Origin of the sequence: Ancylobacter amanitiformis (genome assembly GCF_030814815.1) — a bacterium.
Lineage (GTDB): Bacteria > Pseudomonadota > Alphaproteobacteria > Rhizobiales > Xanthobacteraceae > Ancylobacter > Ancylobacter amanitiformis.
In genome coordinates this window covers 271,417-289,627 of record NZ_JAUSVR010000002.1, presented here as the reverse complement: position 1 = coordinate 289,627, position 18,211 = coordinate 271,417, and the positions used below count along the sequence as shown (strand labels likewise).

The following is an 18,211-nucleotide window of genomic DNA, read 5'->3' as shown; positions in this document are numbered from 1 at the left end:
CAGCGCAAGCCCCGCGATTCGCGCGAGGGCACGCTTCACCGCGCCACTCCCCTCACCCGGTCAACCCCGTCATCGCGCCGGCCCCGTCACCTGAACACGGCCAGCCGCGGTGCGGGCGAACCGGCCGGGGCGATACATGTCTTCCACCGTCGCCGGCGGATGGGCGTAACTGCCGGGAGAGACGGCCCGAACGATATAGGCGACGCGCAGCTGCCGGGGCTCCTCCTCGCCCTGCGTCAGGTCGAAGGCGGCGGCGAAGAAGGCGTCGCGGAATTCGGCATGGGCGGCCTCGCTGGTCTCGCCTAGCCAGGCCAGCGCGCCGGCATCGGAGCCCACCGCGAGCGCCGGATTGTCGATCTCGAAGCCGGCCGGCAGATGATCCACCAGCAGCACATGGCTCGGCCCGGCCTCATCCTCCTGCGCCTCCAGAACCACGACGAGCCGCTGGTTCTGCGCCACGCTGGCAGGCTCCGCCGGCTTGCCGTCCAGCGTGAAATAGCGACGCGTGAGCGCGAAGCCGTTCGCCGCCGCCGGCTCGGGGCTCACCGGCGGGCCGTCGATCGAGACCGCCACATCCAGCGGAGCGGTGCCGCGATTGGTGATGACGACCGGCTTTTCCGCCAGTTCCTGCGGGGTGAGCGCGCGCTCATAGATGCCGGTCTGCGCCACCCCGTCGACATCGAGCGCGATGCCGCGTCCCTCCCGCGCGGCCCGGGCGGCCAGCAGCAGCCACGCGTCCTCCTGGGTCGAGGTCGGGCCGGCATCGATGGCGGCGGTCGCCACGCGCGCCCGCGCCGTGCGGGCCGTGGCTGTGAAGCCGGCCTCGGAGGCGAGCGTCGCCACCCCCGCCGCGTCGCGCAGGATCGAGCCGAAATCCGGGCGGCCGGTGGTCAGCGTCTCCGACGCATCCGGCAGCAGTTCCAGCGCCGCGCCGAACACCTTTTCCGCCCGCCCCTTGTCGCCCAGCATGGCAAGTGCGGCACCGAGCTGGCCGCGCGCGAAGGCGCTCCGCACCTCCTCCAGCTTGGCGTCCGCGACATAGCGCAGGTCGCCGAGCGGGGCGCGGCCGTTGCGGGCCAGCACATAGATGGCATAGGCGTTGCCGTCGTCGGTCGCCCCGTCGGTGGCGTAGGCCAGCGCATTGCGCAGCCGGTCGAGCGCCATGGTGAAGGGCTGCTCGGGCACGACATGGCCCTTTTCGCGCGCACGGGTCAGGAAGTCGGTGACATAGGCGTCGAGCCACAGATCATTGCCACCGGCCTGCCACAGGCCGAACGACCCGTCCGACCCCTGCCGTGCCACCAGCCGGGCGATGGCGGCGGCGATCGTCTCCGCCGCCGGCTTTGTGAGGCGGAAGCGCGAGGCATTGCCGAAATCACTGAGGTAAAGCAGCGGCAGCGCCTGGCTGGTGAGTTGCTCCGAGCAGGCGAAGGGATAGCGATCGAGCGCGCCGATCAGCGCCGGCACGTCGAGCGCGGGATCGGGGCCGGCGAACACCGTCACCCCGCCCCGCCCCGGCACCAGATCGGCCACGAGATCGTGGCTCAGCGTGATCGCGGCGCCCGGCGCGAGACTCTCCACGCTGCGCCGGGAGATCGCGGGATAGGCGGGGCGCACGTTCAGCCGGTAGTCGCGCGTGATCGCCAGCCCACCCGGGCCGGACAGCCGCACCGAGATCGTCGCCTCGCCGAGGCCGTTGCCCTCGACCTGAAGATTGAAGGCCTGCCGGCCGCCCGTGTCGAGCGGGATGAGCTTCGGCGCGCTGGCAATGGCCACCGGCCCGTTGGTGACGACATCCAGCGCATAGTCGCCCGCCTCGCCATCGACATTGGCCAGCGCCAGATTGAGCGTCGAGCGATCGCCCATGGCGAGGAAGCGCGGCAGCGTGGCGGTGATCACCACGGGATCGCGGATGGTGACGTCCGCCTGCGCATGGCCGACCGCGCCGGACGACCACGCCACCGCCATCAGCCGGCCGGTGCCATCGAACGGGGGAATGGCGAAGTCGATCGTGCCCCGCCCCTGCGCATCGAGCCTCACGAGGCCGGAGAACAGCGCGAGCGGGGGCTGTGACGGCGGCTCGGCCTGCAGCTCGGCCGCCATCATGTCGCCGCCCGAGCGCAGGCGCCCGCGCGAGCCCAGCATGCCGTCGATAAGCTGGCCGTAGAAATCGCGCACCTCGGTGCCCAGCGCGCGCTGGCCTAGATAGAAGCCGTCCGGGTCCGGCGCCTTGAAGGCGGTGAGGTTCAGAATGCCGACATCGACGAGGGCGAGCGTCACATAGACCTCGCTCCCCCGTCCGGTGCCCGCCACCGTGACCGGGACGGACAGCGTCGTCTCCGGCCGCACCCGCGCGGGCGCGTCGAGCGTCACGTCGAGCACCCGTTCGGCATGGTCAACGCCGAACCAGGCGAGGCCGATGGCGCGGCCGGGATTGCGGCCGGCGGCGACATCCAGCGGCCGGTGCAGGAAGGCCAGCGCATAGGCACCGGGCCCCCAGGCCGCCTCGACCGGGAACTCCACCGCGCTGTCGCCGGCCTTCACGTCGAGCGTCTTCGAGGCGAACACGCCATCGCCGACGATCAGCACGGTGGCCGAGCCGGCATAACGGCTGGCGAGGTTGACCTTCAGCGTCTCGCCGGCGGCGTATTGCGCCTTGTCGAGGCTCACCTCAAGCCGGTCGGGCGCATCGGCCGTGGCGCCGCCGCCCCATCCGGCCTGGAACGGAACGGCCGTCGTCAACTTGCCGTCGCTCACCTCCAGCCGGTAGCGCCCCCACGCGACCGGCACGTCGAGCCGGGCCGGCGCGCCCGTGCCCAGTTCCAGCCGGCCATCGGCCACCTTGGCCACGCTTTCGACCGGCTCGAAATCCCAATCGCCGCCGAGGCGATACCATTGATAGCGCGTCTCGATGCGATAGAGCGCCCATTGCGCACCCGCGAGCGCCACGGGCGTGCCGGCGGCATCAAAGGCCTGCACCTCGAAGCCGGCGCTGCCATTCTCGCCCGGCCCGTTGCCGGCGAAGAGCGGCTTGACGCCGATGCCGGTACCGGCCGGCGTCACCGGCAGCACCAGCGAGCGGCGCACGGCCCGGCCGCCGCCCTCGTTGAGACTGACGAAGATTTCCGCTTCCAGCGGCCGCGCGGTGGGAGCGAGGCCCGGCAGCAGCACGGCGAGGTTCGCCTGGCCCTGCGCGTCGGTCACGGGCGCTTCGGCCAGCGGCTGGCGCTCGGCCGTGAAGCCGTCATCGGGCCTGCCGAACTTCCAGCCCGGCAGGCCGGGGCGGGCGGTGGCGATGCGCAGCTCGACCTCGCCCGTGATGTCGAGCCCGGCGGCGGGCGGGCCGAACAGCCAGCGCCCGGCTGCCGCCACGCGGACCGGCACGTTCGGGGCGATGGTGGTCGCCGTGGTCGAAAGGTCGAGCGCGAGGCGCTCGGGCACATAGTCCTCCAGCAGGAAGGTGGTGAAACCCACCGGCGCCCCGCGCGGATCGACATAGGCCTCCACGCGCCACACGCCGGTCATCGCGTCGCCCAGCAGGGGGAAGGCGATGGCGCGGCCGCCGCCGCCGGCATCCGGCGCCAGCACGCGGCGCTCCTCCACGCCATCGGGGCGCTTGAGAATGAGCGTCAGCGGCACCCCCTCGACGGCCCGCACCTGCGGATCGCGCAGCAGCGCGGTGACATGCACCTCCTCGCCCGAGCGGTAGACGCCGCGCTCGGTGGTCACGAAGGCGTCGAGCTTCTCGGGTGTCGCGCGCCCGCCGACGCCGCGGTCGGTCAGGTCGAAGGCCTGTTCCTGCAGCGAGAGGAAGGCATAGTCGCCATCCCCCGCCTTCGCCACGATCGCGGCAGGCGCGAAGCCGTCCTTGCCGCGCGTCAGCCCGGCGTCGAAAGTCACCGAACCGGAGGCATCGGTACGCAGGCTCGCCAGGACTTCGTTGGACTTGGCGAGCAGCCGCAGTTCCACATCGGCGAGCGGCTGCGCGGAGCCGAGCGCGCGCACCATCACCGTCAGCCCGGTCGAGCCCGACAGCGCGGTGAGCCCGAGATCGGACACCACGAACCACTGCGTCGCGCGCGCGCCCCATTCATCATCGGGATTTGCCGCCTCGCCCGCGGGCCGGGCGGCCAGCACATAGACGCCGGGCGCCAGCATGCCGGCCGCCTCGTCGACCGGGAAGGATGTGGTGACATCCGCATTGAGCGTCGACGCGGTTTCCAGCTCGCCCTTGAACACGAGTTCGGCCCGGCCGCTCTTCAGCTTCTCCAGATCATAGCCGCCGAGATCGCGGCGAAAATCGCCATCGAGCGCCGTCGGGATAAGGCTGCGATCGCCGATTCGGTACAGTTCTACCCCTACCCGCGAGGTGTTCACCGACACGACCGGGATGCCGCGCGGGCCGGTGCGCGGCAGCACGTAGGTGCGGCCGGTGAAGCGCACGCCGGGCTTGCGGTCGCGGACATAGATGGTGAGATCGGCGCTCTCCGGCAGAGTCTCCGCCGCGATGGCCGACGGCAAGCCCTGCTTGAGCCGCACCTCGTAACTCTCGCCGTGCTTCAGCCCCTCGATGCAGAGCTGGCTGTCGTCCACCGTCACCGCCGGCTTGTCGACCGCGCCGCCGGGGCCGCTCAGGCCGGCGAAGGCGGCGAAATCAACCCCGCCCTTCGCCAGCGGCTCGGAGAACTGCACGCAGATGCGCGGGTTGGACGCGTCCGAATCGACGGTGTAGTCCAGCATGCGGAAGCCGCGCTCGGCGCGCAGCTTGTCGTAGAAGACGCGCTGCTCCGGCACATTGGCATAGGTGAGCGCGAGCGCCAGCGTGTCCAGCGCCGCGCGCCAGAGCGAGCGCTGATCATAGAGATGGCCGATGGCGAACAGCGCATCCGCCTGGGCCGTGCGCGTCGCCGCGCTGCGGTAGGCGAGGAAGGCCGCGCCCTGCGCCCGCTCCAGGAACGTGTCCTCGCTCTCATTGTCATTGGGCTTGATGCGCGCCAGCGCCCGCGACAGACGCAGCCACGCCCCCGCATCCCCGGCGCCGGCGCGCACCAGCTTGCCGTAGAGGTCGGCGGCGGAGCGCGCATCGCCCGCGGCGAGCGCCGCATCGGCATCCTTGCGCAGCTGGCCGGCGGGCTTGGCGAGGGGCGCGCGGTCCCGGTCGATGAGCGCCTGCAACCGGCGCGCCGACTCGACCAGATCCGGCCGCGCGAAGGTCTTCGGCAGGGCCGGCTCGGCGGGCGCGGGGGTCGCTGCCGCCGGCTTCGCCTGCGGCCTGGCGGGCGGGCTCGGCGTCTGCGCCCCGCCCGGCGCGGCGGACAGCGCCACGAGGAACAGTGCCGCTGCCAACCCCCTCAGAAGACGCGGGAAACCCGAATGACGGGCAGCGGTTGACGCGACCATGGCACCTACCTCGAGAACGACCGGAAGGACCGGCGCCGCCATAATAAGGCGGATTCCCACACCTAGTCATGACGCACGGAAAGCTGGCTTCATCGTGGCGAAGTCGCGGCACTTTTGCCACACAGCCGAGGATTGCGATTCCCCCGGCATTGAATAGCTCACCATGCTTAGGTATACCGGCCCTCATCCATTGCGAGCCTGCCGGCGCGGGAGCCGCGGAGGATTTCCAATTCAACCGTGGCCGGGCCGGCCGCCGATACCAGAGGCATTTCATGTCGACAACGTTCGATGCCGTCGCCAACATCATTGCCGAAACGTGCGATATTCCGCGCGAGAACATCACCGAAGAAAGCCACGCGATCGATGATCTTGGCATCGACAGCCTGGATTTCCTGGATATCGCCTTCGCGATCGACAAGGCTTTCGGCATCAAGCTTCCGCTCGAGAGCTGGACGCAGGAAGTGAACGAAGGCAAGGCGACGACCGAGCAGTATTTCGTGCTCAAGAACCTGTGCGCGCGTATTGACGAGCTGATTGCCGCCAAGACCGCCTGACGACTGAAATAATACCGGGGGGGCAGAGCGCAGCAATGCGGCTCGAATATTTTCAGATGATCGACAAGGTGCTGGCGCTCGATCTCGACGCCCGCACCTTGAAAACCGCAAATACGGTTCCCGAGGAGAGTCCCATTTTCGAGGGTCATTTCCCCGGACATCCCCTGCTTCCGGGCGTCCTGCTCTTCGAGATCATGGCTCAAAGCTGCGGCATGTTGTTGCTGCGCCTGCACAATTACGATCGCATGGCGTTTCTTGCCTCGGTCGACAAGGGCAAGTTGCGCACCTTCGTGACGCCGGGCCAGGTCATCGTGGTCGATGCGCGCCTGGAGCATGACGGCTCCGGCTATGGCCGGCTGAAGGCCGAAGGGCGGGTCGACGGCAAGCTCGTCTGCAACGCTGACATCACGCTAAAGACCATGCCGTTCCCGGCGCCGGAACTGCGTGGCTATCTGCTGTCGACCGCCGAACGCATCGGCATGCCGATGGGCGAGGCAGCAGCGCCGGCGTCCTCGGGAAATCTATCGCATGTCTGACCGTCGCGACGTCTGGATTACCGGCATCGGGCTTGTTTCTTCGCTCGGTGAAGGTCTGGAAGCTCATTGGACTGCGCTCGCCACCCCGGCCAAGCCGGCGGTGGACGAGACCACGTATGCGCCCTACGTTCTGCATCCGCTGGCGAAGATCGACTTCGACCAGCAGATCCCCAAGCGCGGCGACCAGCGGCAGATGGAGCCGTGGCAGCGCATCGGCACCTATGCGGCCGGACTTGCGCTGGATTCGGCAGGCCTGAAGGGCAACAAGGAAATTCTCGCGACCACCGACATGGTTGTCGCGGCGGGCGGTGGCGAGCGCGACCAGACGGTCGATGGCGCCATCCTCACCGATATCGAGAAGCAGCCCAATCCCGAGGTCTTCCTCAGCGAGCAGCTGCAGTCCAACCTGCGGCCGACGCTGTTCCTCGCCCAGCTGTCCAACCTGCTGGCGGGCAACATCTCGATCGTGCACGGCGTTACCGGTTCCTCCCGCACCTTCATGGGCGAAGAGAGTTCGGGTACCGACGCGGTCCGCATCGGCTGGTCGCGCATTGCGGCGGGTACCAGTGAAATCGCCCTCGTGGGTGGCGCCTACAATGCCGAGCGGCGCGACATGCTGCTGCTGTTCGCGCTGAAGAGCGTCGCCCTGCACGCCCCCTGGGCTCCGGTTCTGGTGGACCCCAAGGGCGTGCCGACCGGCTCGGCCGGGGCGTTCCTGGTGCTGGAATCGCCCGAGCACGCCATGGCGCGCGGCGCCAAGCCGATCGCCAAGCTCTCGGGCGTCTGGTCCGAGCGTGCCAAGCGCGGCGAGCCCGGCGCCATCGAGGCGCTCGTCGACGAGATGATCCGCACGGCGAAGGGCGATGTGAGCGAGGGCACCGCGATCCTCTCCGCGGCCTGCGGCGCTCCCGAACCGACCTCCGCCGAGGTGGCGGCCATCAGCCGGGCCGGCCTGCCGGTTCGCTCCGTGACCGACCGCGTCGGCCACAGCCTGGAAGCGCAGATGCCCGTCGCCCTGGCGCTCGCGGCACTGGCGGTCTCCAAGGGAAAGCTGTTCGCGCCGCTGGAAGGCGAGACGCTGGAAGAAGCTTTCGATGGCACGCTGACGCGCGCCATCGTTACCGGAGTGGGGCATTGGCGGGGGGAAGGCGTGGCTCTGGTTGAGCGCGTCGACTGACCCAAAAGGCGGGAGCGTACCGCTCCCGAGGAGCAGATAATGGCTTCCTATACCGACAAGGCAGGCCGTCCGATTGTCGTTGTCACCGGCGCGGGGATGGTGACATCGCTCGGTCAGGGCAAGCAGGACAATTGGGCGAAACTGATCGCCGGCAAGTCCGGCATCCACCGCATCACCCGCTTTCCGATTGACGGGCTGCGCACCACCATTGCCGGCACGGTGGATTTCCTCGCCGAGAGCGGGCGTTCAGCGCCCGATCTCTCCGAGGAACTGGCCTCTCTCGCGGCGGCCGAGGCCATCGCGGAATCGGGCATCGGCTCGAAGGGCAACTTCCCCGGGCCGCTATTCTGCGCGGTGCCGCCGATCGAGATCGAGTGGCCGCAGCGCCGCGTGCTCGCCCAGGAATCGGCCGCCAACGGCCCGATCACCTATGACGACCTGCTGCGCGCGGCCGAGGCCGGCACGCACGAGGCGTGGCACGAGCGCTTCCTCTACGGCTCGATCGCCGACCACCTGGCCGACAAGTTCGGCACGCGCGGGCAGCCGATCTCGCTGTCGACGGCCTGCGCGTCGGGCAATACCTCGATCCAGCTCGGCATCGAGGCGATCCGGCGGGGCGATTGCGAGGCGGCGCTGTCCATCGCCACCGACGGCTCGGTGACGGCCGAGGCGCTCATCCGCTTCTCGCTGCTCTCCGCGCTCTCGACCAATAACGAGAACCCCGAAGCGGCATCGCGCCCCTTCTCCAAGAACCGCGACGGCTTCATCATCGCCGAGGGCGCCGGCGCCCTGGTGCTGGAGAGCCTGGAACACGCGATGGCGCGCGGCGCCGAGATCATCGGCGTGCTGGAAGGCGTGGGCGAGATGGCCGACAGCTTCCACCGTACCCGCTCCTCGCCGGATGCCAAGCCGGTGATCGGCTGCATGCGCGCCGCCCTGACCGATGCCGGCGTGACAGCCGACGACATCGACTACATCAACGCCCACGGCACCTCGACGCCGGAGAACGACCGCATGGAGTTCACCGGCATGAGCGCGGTGTTCGGCGAGCGGATCGGCAGCATTCCGCTGTCCTCCAACAAGTCGATGATCGGCCATACGCTGACCGCTGCCGCGGCCATCGAAGCGGTGATCTCGCTGCTCACCATCCGCAATGGTCGTATTCCGCCGACCATCAACTATGAAATCCCGGACCCGGCCATCCCGCTCGACGTGGTGCCCAATGTCGCCCGCGACACCCAGGTGAACCGGGTCATGTCCAACTCGTTCGGTTTCGGCGGGCAGAATGTGTGCCTGCTGCTCACCGGCGAGCCGGCCTGAGGCGTCTGCGTTCGTCGACGGCAATCTGAGACGGGCCGGGATCCTCCCGGCCCTCGTGTTCCATGTCGCCAAGCACCTTCCCGCGCGGCGCCCTCGTGAAGAGATCCGGAAAGGTCCATGTCGATGACCCAGCGTGTTCTCGTAACCGGCGGCGGCCGCGGGGTTGGCGCGGCGATCGTGCGGTCGCTGGCGCTCGCCGGCTTCGATGTGGTGTTCACCGTCCGCACGGCCTCGGCGGAAGCCGAGGCGCTGATCGCGGACATCCACGCCGAGAAGCCCGACGCGGTGCTCGAAGCGCGTTCGCTCGACCTCGCCGACAAGGCGGCGGTGGAGACGTTCGCCGCCCAGCTGGCGGAGGAGCCCACCTATTACGGCTTCGTCCACAATGCCGGCATGAGCTATGACACGCTGGCCGTCATGGTCGACCAGGCCAAGGCCGAGCAGCTGATGCAGGTCAATTACTGGTCCTTCGTCAAGCTGGTCGGCGCGCTGGTGCGGCCGATGACCCGGGCCCGCACCGGCCGGATCATCGCGATCGGCTCGATCGCGGCGGAAGTCGCCAATGCCGGCAACGCCATCTATGCCGGCTCCAAGGCGGCCCTGGCGGGCTATTGCCGCACGCTGGCCATCGAATCCGCCCGCCGCGGCGTGACGGTGAACGTGGTCGCCCCCGGCTTCGTCGACACGGCGATGCTGGCGCCCTATGCCGCCTACCGCGCCAATGTCGAGAAGCAGATCCCGGCCGGGCGTTTCGCCGCTCCGGCCGATGTCGGCGCCCTCGTTGCCTTTCTCGCCTCCCCCGGCGCGTCCTATATCACCGGCACGACGCTGCCGGTCGACGGCGGGCTTACCGCCGCACTAGCCATTCAGCGTTGAGTTCGTTAATCACGCTCGTCTTTTCACGCGGCCTCGCCGCTTTCATCCCCGCCTCCACGTTTTGATTGGGGGTCGGCCGCAGCCGATGATGTCCCGGAGTTGTCCATGCGCGCGCTTCAACTGGTATCCGACCGCGAACTGACCCTGGTCGACCTGCCCGAGCCGGATGCCCCGGCCCCCGGCGAGGTGCAGGTCAGCATCAAGGCCCTCGCCCTGAATCATATCGACGTGTGGGGCTGGCGCGGCATGGCTTTCGCCAAGCGCAAGATGCCGCTGGTCGTCGGCGCCGAGGCGGTCGGCGAAGTGATCGCCACCGGCGAGGGCGTGACGCGCTTCAAGCCGGGCTCCAAGGTCGCCATGTATGGCGCGCTGACCTGCGGCCAGTGCCGCATGTGCAAATCCGGCCGCGACAATCTCTGTGAGGAAGTCGCGGGCGTGATGGGCTTCCATGTCGACGGCTTCGCCCGCGACAGGCTCAACATCAAGGATCGCCTGTGCGTGCCGATCCCGGAGGGGATTTCCTGGGTGGACGCCGCGACCGCGCCGGTCACGTTCTCCACTGTCGAGCACATGCTGTTCGACAATGCCAAGCTGGAGCCGGGCGAAACCATCCTCGTGCACGCGGCCGGATCGGGCATCGGCACGGTGGCGATCCGCATGGCCAAGGAAATCGGCTGCACGGTCATCACCACCGCGGGCGATGACGAGAAATGCGCCAAGGCGCTGGCGCTCGGCGCCGACCACGCCATCAACTACCGCACCGACCGCTTCGAGCACGAAGTGCGCAAGATCACCAAGAAGAAGGGCGTCGACGTCGTGTTCGAGCATGTCGGCGTCGAGACCTGGAACGGCTCGCTGCTGTCCATGCGGCGCGGCGGGCGTCTGGTCACCTGCGGCTCGACCTCGGGCGTGTCGGTGAACATGAACCTCATGCAGCTGTTCCAGCGCCAGTATCGCCTCATCGGCTCGTTCGGCGCGCCCATCCGCGCGATTGCCGACGGGCTGACGCGCATGGAGCGCGGCGTGCTGCCGGTGATCGATTCGCAGTACCCGCTGGAGGATTTCGGCGCCGGTCTGGAGCGGCTGGAAACCCGCCGCGTGTTCGGCAAGGTGGTCATCACGTTCTGATATCCGACCACCGCCCAATCCCCACGGAATGACATCCTTGAACGAGCACACCCCGCCCTGGCCGACGCGGCTGCGCGACGGCCTTCTATCGGCGGGCGTGTGGACGATCATGCGTCTGCTGCGCCTGCAGCCGCCGCAGTTTTCCGCCTGGGTCGGCAGTTTCTGGGCCCGCGCCATCGGCCGGCACACCCGCGTGCACAAGGCGGCGCTGCGCAATCTGCGCCTCGCCTATCCCGAGAAGAGCGACGCCGAGCGCGAGGCGATCGCCATCGGCATGTGGGACAATCTCGGCCGCATGGCGGGCGAGTTCGTCCATCTCGATCGCATCTGGCAATACAACATGTGGGAGCCGGCAAAGAGCCGGATCGAGGTCGCCGGCGGCTCGAACTTCGTCGCCATGCGGATCGACGGCAAGCCGGCGCTGGTATTCACCGCCCATCTCGCCAATTGGGAACTGCCCGCCATCGCCGCCGCCGCGCAGGGGCTGGACAGTGCCGTGCTGTTCCGCGCGCCGGACAATACCTTCCTCGCCGACCTGCTGTTCGCGGCACGCAGCAAGGTGATGGGCAACCTCGTCGCGGCCTCGCATGTCGCGGTGTTCGAACTCGCCACCGTGCTGGACCAGGGCAAGCATCTCGGCATTCTGGTGGACCAGTCGCGGCCCGGCGGGCCGATGGTGGATTTCTTCGGCCACCCCTGCCCGGTGAACCCGACCATCGCCCGGCTGGCGCGGCTCTATGAGTGCCCGGTGCATGGCGTGCGGGTCATCCGCCTGCCGGGCGGGCGCTTCCGCATCCAGTGCACGCCGCCGCTCGACCTGCCGCGCGACACGGGCGGTAAGATCGACGTCAACGGCTCGATGCAGATGATCACCTCGGTGGTCGAGGGCTGGATTCGCGAACATCCCGAGCAATGGACGTGGTTCTACCGCCGCTGGCGCCATCTCGGCGCGGGATACTGAAGGCACCGCTCCGACACTCCGGTGATCCGTTCGACACGCAAAAGGCGCCCGGGACCACCGGGCGCCTTTTTCATGTCATCGGCGCGGGCGACCGGGCCTATTTGCCGCGCTTGAAGTCGCTCCAGGTGCGGGTGACGACGCGCTGCACCTTCTGCGGATAGGTGGTGACGGTGAACAGCTTGGCCAGCGTTTCCGGCGTCGGGTAGATCGCCGGGTTGTCGAGGATGGCCTTGTCGATGAACTGCTGGGCGCCGAGGCTGCCGCTGGCATAGGAGATATAGTTGGAGTTCTTCGCCGCGATCTCGGGCTTCATCATGAAATTGATGAAGGCCAGCGCCGCGTCCGGGTGGGGCGCGTCCTTCGGAATGGCGAAGTTGTCGAACCACATGAGCGCGCCCTCCTTGGGGAGGATGTACTCGATCTTGACCGGCGGCTTGCCGGTCTTTTCGGCGGCTTCCTCGGCGCGGGCCTTCGCCTGGAAAATGTCGCCGGACCAGCCGGTGGCAATGCAGATGTCACCGCCGGCCAGCGCGTTGATATAGCCCGACGAATCGAACTTCTTCACGAAGGGGCGGATCGTGGCGAGCAGCTTGCCGGCTTCCTGGATGTCGGCGGGCTCCTTGGAATTCGGATCCTTGCCGAGATAGCGCAGCGCGGTGGGGATGATCTCCTCCGGCCCGTCCAGCATGTAGACGCCGCAATCCTTCAGCTTGCCGAGGATCTCCGGCTTGAAGATGATGTCCCAGGTGTCGAGCGGTATGTCGCCGAGGCGCTCCTTGACCTTGTCGACATTGATGCCGATGCCGGTCGTGCCCCACATGTAGTTGACGGCGAACTTGTTGCCGGGGTCGTAGACCGCGAGGCGCTCGGAGATGACCGGCCACTGGGAGGTGATGTTCGACAGCTTGGCCTTGTCGAGCGGCAGGAAGACGCCGGCCTGGATCTGGCGCTGCAGGAAGGAGCCGGTGGGGACGACGACATCATAGCCTGTCTTGCCGCCGAGCAGCTTGGTTTCCAGCACCTCGTTGGAATCGAAGACGTCGTAGCGAACCTTGATGCCGGTTTCCTTGGTGAACGCTTCCAGCACCGACTCGTCGATATAGTCGGACCAGTTATAGACGTTCACGACCTTGTCCTGCGCGGACGCCGGCGCGATTGCCAGCGCCGCCAGCAGACCGGCCGCAATTGTCGTGAGCAGGCGAGACATCCTGTTCTCCTTGGAAGAGTTGAGGGTTTTTGACGCGAGCGCCCCGTGAGACCCCATAGTGCATCAAGCTAGAGCGTCAGCCGGTCGTGCTCAAGCCGTAGTCACGCTTACAAATAGGTCTCGTACTCCAGCAGATTGATTCGGCGCTCGAACGCCATGAGTTCGGCTTCCTTCATGATGGCGAACACCCGGCGATATTCCGGGCCGAAGGCGCGGCCGACAAATTCCGACTGCGCGAAATTGCGGATCGCCTCGCCCATGTCGTAGGTCAGCAGCGGCGCGCCCGCTTCATAGGCATTGCCGGTCAGGGTCGCGGGCGGCTCCAGCTCCCGCTCGATACCCTCCAACATGCCGGCGAGAATCGCCGCCAGCACGAGATGGGGGTGTGCGTCGGCACCGGCGATGCGGTGCTCCAGGCGGCGCGCCTTGGGCGGGCCGTTGGGCACGCGCACCGCCACCGCCCGGTTGTCGTATCCCCAGGAAATGCTGGTCGGCGCATAGCTGCCCGGCACCAGCCGGCGGAAGCCGTTATAGCTCGGCACATAGAGCACGGCGGTGTCGGCCATGGTGGCCAGCATGCCGGCCGCCGCCTGGCGCAGCAGCGTCTCGCCCGCCGCGCCGGCACCGAAGGCATTGTTGCCCGCCGCGTCGGTGAGGCTGACATGCACATGCATGCCCGAGCCGGCGAATTCGAGGAAGGGCTTGGGCATGAAGCTGGCGCGCAGTCCGTGCTTGCGGGCCACGCCGTCGATCAGCCGGCGCAGCAGGATCGCGTCATCCGCCGCGGCCATGGCGTCGCGGCGGTGATAGAGATTGACCTCGTACTGGCCGGGCGCGGCTTCGGAAATCACCGTGTCGGCCGGCAGCCCCTGGATGCGCGCCGCCTCGCGCACGTCGTGCAGCAGCGTCGCATAGGCGTCGAGGTCGGACATGGCATACATGTTCTGCCGCGCCGGCCCCGAGGTGGCGGCGGCAAAGACCGGCTCCGGCGCGCCGTCACGGCCGGGAGCGGGCTTCATCAGGTAGAATTCCAGCTCGAAGGCCACGCAGGGGTAGAGCCCCAGCGCGGCGAGGCGCGCGACCTGCGCTTCCAGCTTGTGGCGCGGGTCGAGGTCCCACGGCCGCTCGCCGCCCTGCCCGTTCGGCTCGAACATCGAGATCATCACCTGCGCGGCCGGGCGCGGCGACCACGGCACGGGCTTGAGCGTGCCGGCCACGGGACGGCACATGCCGTCGCGGTCGCCGGTCTCGATGTGAATGCCGGTCTCCTCCACCTCGCGCCCCCAGATGTCGAGGCCGAAAATGGACAGCGGAATGGCCACGCCATCCTTCCAGATCTTGCCGCCGGCCCCGCCGGGAATCCATTTGCCGCGCAGCACGCCATGCGTGTCGGGCAGGAGAACCTCGACGATTTCGGGAATGCCGTGCTCGGCGACATAGGCGCCGAACTCATCGACCTTGCGGTCGGCATCGCGGGCAGGGGCCGCGGCGGAACCCGCGGCGTCGGGCAATGGCATGATCCACCTGGTTGAATGCGTCACATTGATCTGGTCACGGCCGCGCGGGGCCGGTCAATGCCCCCGCAGCCATCCCATGAGCCAAGTTGTGCCATGCCGAAGCGCTTGACGCACGAAAAATGTGATCACATTCTGAGGCCCAGCAATCGAGACCCAGGTGCGCCATGACCCTTCCCAAGACCACTGCCGAACTTCGCGCGCTCGACGCCGCGCACCATCTCCACCCCTTCAGCGACACCAAGGCGCTGAACGAGGAGGGGTCGCGCATCATCGTCAAGGCCGATGGCGTGTGGCTTACCGATTCCGACGGCAACCGTATCCTCGACGGCATGTCGGGCCTGTGGTGCGTGAATGTCGGCTACGGGCGCGAGGAAATCGTCGAGGCGGTCGCCACGCAGATGCGCGAGCTGCCCTATTACAACACCTTCTTCAAGACCACGCACAAGCCGGCCATCGAGCTTGCCGCCAGGCTCGCCGAACTGACCCCTCCGCAGTTCAATCGCGTGTTCTTCACCGGCTCGGGCTCCGAATCCAACGACACCGTCATCAAGCTGGTCCGGCGCTATTTCGACATCAAGGAACAGCCGAAGAAGAAGATCATCATCTCCCGCCGCAACGCCTATCACGGCTCGACCGTCGCGGCGGGGAGCCTGGGCGGCATGTCGCCGATGCACGACCAGAGCGCGGTGATCGCGGATGTGGTGCACATCGCCCAGCCCTATTTCTGGGGCGAAGCGCGGCAGGGCGAGACACCGGACGAGTTCGGCCTGCGCACCGCCCGCGCGCTGGAGAGCACGATCGACGCGCTGGGCGAGGATCGCATCGCCGCCTTCATCGCCGAGCCGATCCAGGGCGCCGGCGGCGTCATCGTGCCGCCCGCCAGCTATTGGCCGGAAATCGCCCGCATCTGCCGTGAGCGCGACATCCTGTTCATCTCGGACGAGGTGATCTGCGGCTTCGGCCGCACCGGTTCATGGTTCGGCTGCGAGACCTTCGGCACCGAGCCGGACATTCTCGTCATGGCCAAGGGCATCACGTCCGGCTACATGCCGCTCGGCGGCGTGATGGTGGCCGACCGCGTGGTGGACGTGCTGCTGCAGGGCGGCGACTTCAACCATGGCTACACCTATTCCGGCCATCCTGCCGCCTGCGCCGCCGCCCTCGCCAATCTCGACATCATGCTGCGCGAAAAACTGGTCGAGCGCGTCGCCAATGATGTCGGGCCCTATCTCAAGGCGCAGTGGTCGACCCTGGCCGAGCACCCCCTCGTCGGCGAGGCGCCGATGATGGGACTGGTCGGCGCGCTGGAACTCACGCCGGACAAGATCGGCCGCACCAAATTCGCCGATGTCGGCAAGGTGGGCACGATGGCGCGGGACTTCTCGTTCCAGAACAACCTGGTCATGCGCGCGGTGCGCGACCGGCTGATCATCGCTCCGCCGCTGGTCATCTCGCATGGCGAGATCGACGAACTCGTTGCCCGCGCCCGCAAGACGCTGGACGCGACCCATGCCGAGGCGAAGCGCCTGGGGTGGGTGAACTGAGGCCCGTCATCCTCGGGCGGCGGCAGGGCTAGCCCCACCCCGCCGCCCGGGCCGCCGACATCGCTCGCGGCGACCGGCCTCTACCGGGCGACGTGACGCACGCATCGCGCTACACTTGAGGGAATGGCGCCGCCGGAGCCCTCGCGCGGCGCCTGCAAAGGGGAGCGTACCGGCGTGCGCCAGCGTCCGACATGAACATCAACGTCTCCTCCGAGGCTTCCGGCGTGGCGCCGGCCCGGGTCTCGGCGCTGCGCGCGGAAGCCGAGGCGCTCTATCTCGGCACCCGGCCGAAAACCCGCGCGGCCGCCGGCGCGGCGGCGCATCTGTTCCAGGGCGTGCCGATGCACTGGATGGTCGACTGGTCGACCCCGGTGCCGCTCGTGGTCGCCGACGCAACGGGCGCGCGACTGACCGATGTCGACGGCCATGGCTATGATGATTTCTGCCTCGGCGACACGGCTTCGCTGTTCGGCCATGGCCCGGCGCCGGTGGCGGAAGCGCTGATCCGGCAGGCGAAGCACGGACTTGCCACCATGCTGCCCAGCCCGGATGCCGGCACTGTCGGCGACCTGCTCGCAGCCCGCTTCGGCCTGCCCTACTGGCAGATTGCGACCACGGCGACCGATGCCAACCGCTTCGCGCTGCGCGCCGCCCGCGCCGCGACCGGGCGCCCGCGCATCCTCATCTTCGACGGCGCCTATCATGGCGCGGTGGACGACACTTTCGTGGGACTCACCGCCAATGGCCGGCCGGCCAACCGCCCGGGCCTGCTGGGTGAGCCGCGCGACCTCACCCTGCTCACCCGCGTGGTGCCGTTCAACGACCTCGATGCCGTGGAGGAGGCGCTGGCCGACCATACGGTCGCCTGTGTCATCACCGAGCCGGTGCTGACCAATTCCGCCATGGTGCTGCCGCAGCCCGGCTTTCACGAGGGTCTGCGCGAGATTACCCGTCGCCACGGCACGCTGCTGCTGATCGACGAGACGCACACGCTCTCCAGCGGGCCGGGCGGCTATAGCCGCAAGTTCGGCCTGTCGCCGGACATGTTCGTCGTCGGCAAGGCCATTGCCGGCGGCATTCCCGCCTCCGTCTGGGGCATGACCGAGGATGTGGCGGACCGGCTCACCCGCGCCCGCGACAGCCAGCCCGAGGGGCGCTCCGGCATGGGCACCACGCTGTCGGGCAGCCCGCTGCAACTGGCCGCGCTACGGGCGACGCTTGAGCAGGTGGCCACCGAGAACGCCTATGCACATATGAACCGGCTCGCCGACCGCATGGAGCGCGAGCTGACGGGGGTGATCGCCGAGGCTCGCCTGCCCTGGCATGTCGCCCGCTGCGGCGCGCGGGTGGAAGTGGTGCGCGCGCGCCTGCCGCTGTGGGACGGCGGACAGGCCAAGACCGCGCATTTTCCGGCGCTGGAGACCGCCATTCACCTGGCGCTGCTGGTGCGCGGCGTGCTGATCGCGCCGTTCCACGACATGATGCTGGCCTCACCCGCGACGACGGATGCGCAGGTCGACCGCCTCATCGCGGCGACACGCGACGTCGTGCAAAGACTGACGGCCTGAAGCGGCGCGCGGCGCTGACGCGCGGCGCTTCAGCCCTTCAGCGTCTCGAAGCCCGCTTCCTTCCAGGCGAGGATGCCGCCGGCCATGTGGCGATGGAGATCGACGCCGGCCGCCTGCGCCGCCGCCGCCGCCCGCTGCGAGCGCTGGCCCGAGCGGCAGGAGAAGACGAGCGTCTTCTCGCCGGGATCGGGAAGCTGGCTGGCCTCGAAAGTGGACAGCGGAAAGTCCACCGCGCCGGGAATGCGCTCGGCGGCGAGTTCGTTCGGCTCACGGACATCGACGAGCAGGATGGTGCCGGCTTCAAGACCGGCCTTCACCTCGTCGACCGACAAATGCTCGATCATGCCCCCGAAGGGATTGGGCTGCTGCATCGCGTCGCTCCTGACTGTCTTCGAGGAGGTAGACCCGCGCCCGGCCGACCGC

At 68.5% G+C, this 18,211-nt stretch carries 13 protein-coding genes; 9 read left to right on the top strand and 4 right to left on the bottom strand.

Annotated features, from left to right (window positions below; translation table 11 throughout):
• Window positions 1-69: 69 nt before the first annotated feature.
• On the bottom strand, window positions 70-5,400 hold the full coding sequence (locus QOZ99_RS04395; protein WP_306888731.1) for an alpha-2-macroglobulin family protein: 5,331 nt from the start codon (window positions 5,398-5,400) through the stop codon (window positions 70-72).
• A 272-nt stretch (window positions 5,401-5,672) separates the two neighbouring features.
• On the opposite strand from QOZ99_RS04395, the gene QOZ99_RS04390 reads away from it, so the two are divergent.
• From QOZ99_RS04390 to QOZ99_RS04360, 7 genes are all read left to right on the top strand, one after another.
• Window positions 5,673-5,954, top strand: coding sequence for an acyl carrier protein (locus tag QOZ99_RS04390; RefSeq protein ID WP_183188262.1), 282 nt, complete (start codon window positions 5,673-5,675; stop codon window positions 5,952-5,954).
• Between the two features lie 35 nt (window positions 5,955-5,989).
• Window positions 5,990-6,490 carry a 3-hydroxyacyl-ACP dehydratase FabZ family protein gene (locus QOZ99_RS04385; RefSeq protein ID WP_183188261.1) on the top strand — a complete coding sequence of 167 codons (501 nt, stop codon included), beginning with the start codon at window positions 5,990-5,992 and terminating at the stop codon, window positions 6,488-6,490.
• Window positions 6,483-7,667: a beta-ketoacyl-ACP synthase gene (locus QOZ99_RS04380; RefSeq protein WP_306888728.1), complete on the top strand. Its 1,185-nt coding sequence runs from the start codon at window positions 6,483-6,485 to the stop codon at window positions 7,665-7,667. The genes QOZ99_RS04385 and QOZ99_RS04380 overlap by 8 nt, the downstream gene beginning before the upstream one ends.
• A 39-nt stretch (window positions 7,668-7,706) precedes the next feature.
• Complete coding sequence (locus QOZ99_RS04375) at window positions 7,707-8,987, top strand: beta-ketoacyl-ACP synthase (protein WP_306888727.1); 1,281 nt, start codon at window positions 7,707-7,709, stop codon at window positions 8,985-8,987.
• Between the two features lie 117 nt (window positions 8,988-9,104).
• Window positions 9,105-9,863 carry an SDR family NAD(P)-dependent oxidoreductase gene (locus tag QOZ99_RS04370; RefSeq protein WP_306888726.1) on the top strand — a complete coding sequence of 253 codons (759 nt, stop codon included), beginning with the start codon at window positions 9,105-9,107 and terminating at the stop codon, window positions 9,861-9,863.
• Between the two features lie 105 nt (window positions 9,864-9,968).
• Window positions 9,969-10,991, top strand: a complete 1,023-nt coding sequence (locus QOZ99_RS04365; RefSeq protein WP_183188257.1) for a zinc-binding dehydrogenase — start codon at window positions 9,969-9,971, stop codon at window positions 10,989-10,991.
• A gap of 37 nt (window positions 10,992-11,028) precedes the next feature.
• Window positions 11,029-11,952: a lipid A biosynthesis lauroyl acyltransferase gene (locus QOZ99_RS04360; RefSeq protein WP_306888725.1), complete on the top strand. Its 924-nt coding sequence runs from the start codon at window positions 11,029-11,031 to the stop codon at window positions 11,950-11,952.
• Window positions 11,953-12,049: 97 nt separating this feature from the next.
• Here QOZ99_RS04360 and QOZ99_RS04355 read toward each other — a convergent pair whose 3' ends face one another.
• Together QOZ99_RS04355 and QOZ99_RS04350 are read right to left on the bottom strand one after the other, a co-directional pair.
• Window positions 12,050-13,159 carry a polyamine ABC transporter substrate-binding protein gene (locus QOZ99_RS04355; RefSeq protein ID WP_306888724.1) on the bottom strand — a complete coding sequence of 370 codons (1,110 nt, stop codon included), beginning with the start codon at window positions 13,157-13,159 and terminating at the stop codon, window positions 12,050-12,052.
• Window positions 13,160-13,266: 107 nt separating this feature from the next.
• Window positions 13,267-14,676: a glutamine synthetase family protein gene (locus QOZ99_RS04350; protein ID WP_306888723.1), complete on the bottom strand. Its 1,410-nt coding sequence runs from the start codon at window positions 14,674-14,676 to the stop codon at window positions 13,267-13,269.
• 164 nt (window positions 14,677-14,840) lie between these two features.
• On the opposite strand from QOZ99_RS04350, the gene QOZ99_RS04345 reads away from it, so the two are divergent.
• Window positions 14,841-16,220, top strand: coding sequence for an aspartate aminotransferase family protein (locus QOZ99_RS04345; protein WP_306888722.1), 1,380 nt, complete (start codon window positions 14,841-14,843; stop codon window positions 16,218-16,220).
• 191 nt (window positions 16,221-16,411) lie between these two features.
• Window positions 16,412-17,788: an aspartate aminotransferase family protein gene (locus tag QOZ99_RS04340; protein WP_306888721.1), complete on the top strand. Its 1,377-nt coding sequence runs from the start codon at window positions 16,412-16,414 to the stop codon at window positions 17,786-17,788.
• 29 nt (window positions 17,789-17,817) lie between these two features.
• On the opposite strand, the gene QOZ99_RS04335 is transcribed toward QOZ99_RS04340, so the two are convergent.
• Window positions 17,818-18,159, bottom strand: coding sequence for a rhodanese-like domain-containing protein (locus QOZ99_RS04335; protein ID WP_306888719.1), 342 nt, complete (start codon window positions 18,157-18,159; stop codon window positions 17,818-17,820).
• Between the last annotated feature and the right edge of the window lie 52 nt (window positions 18,160-18,211).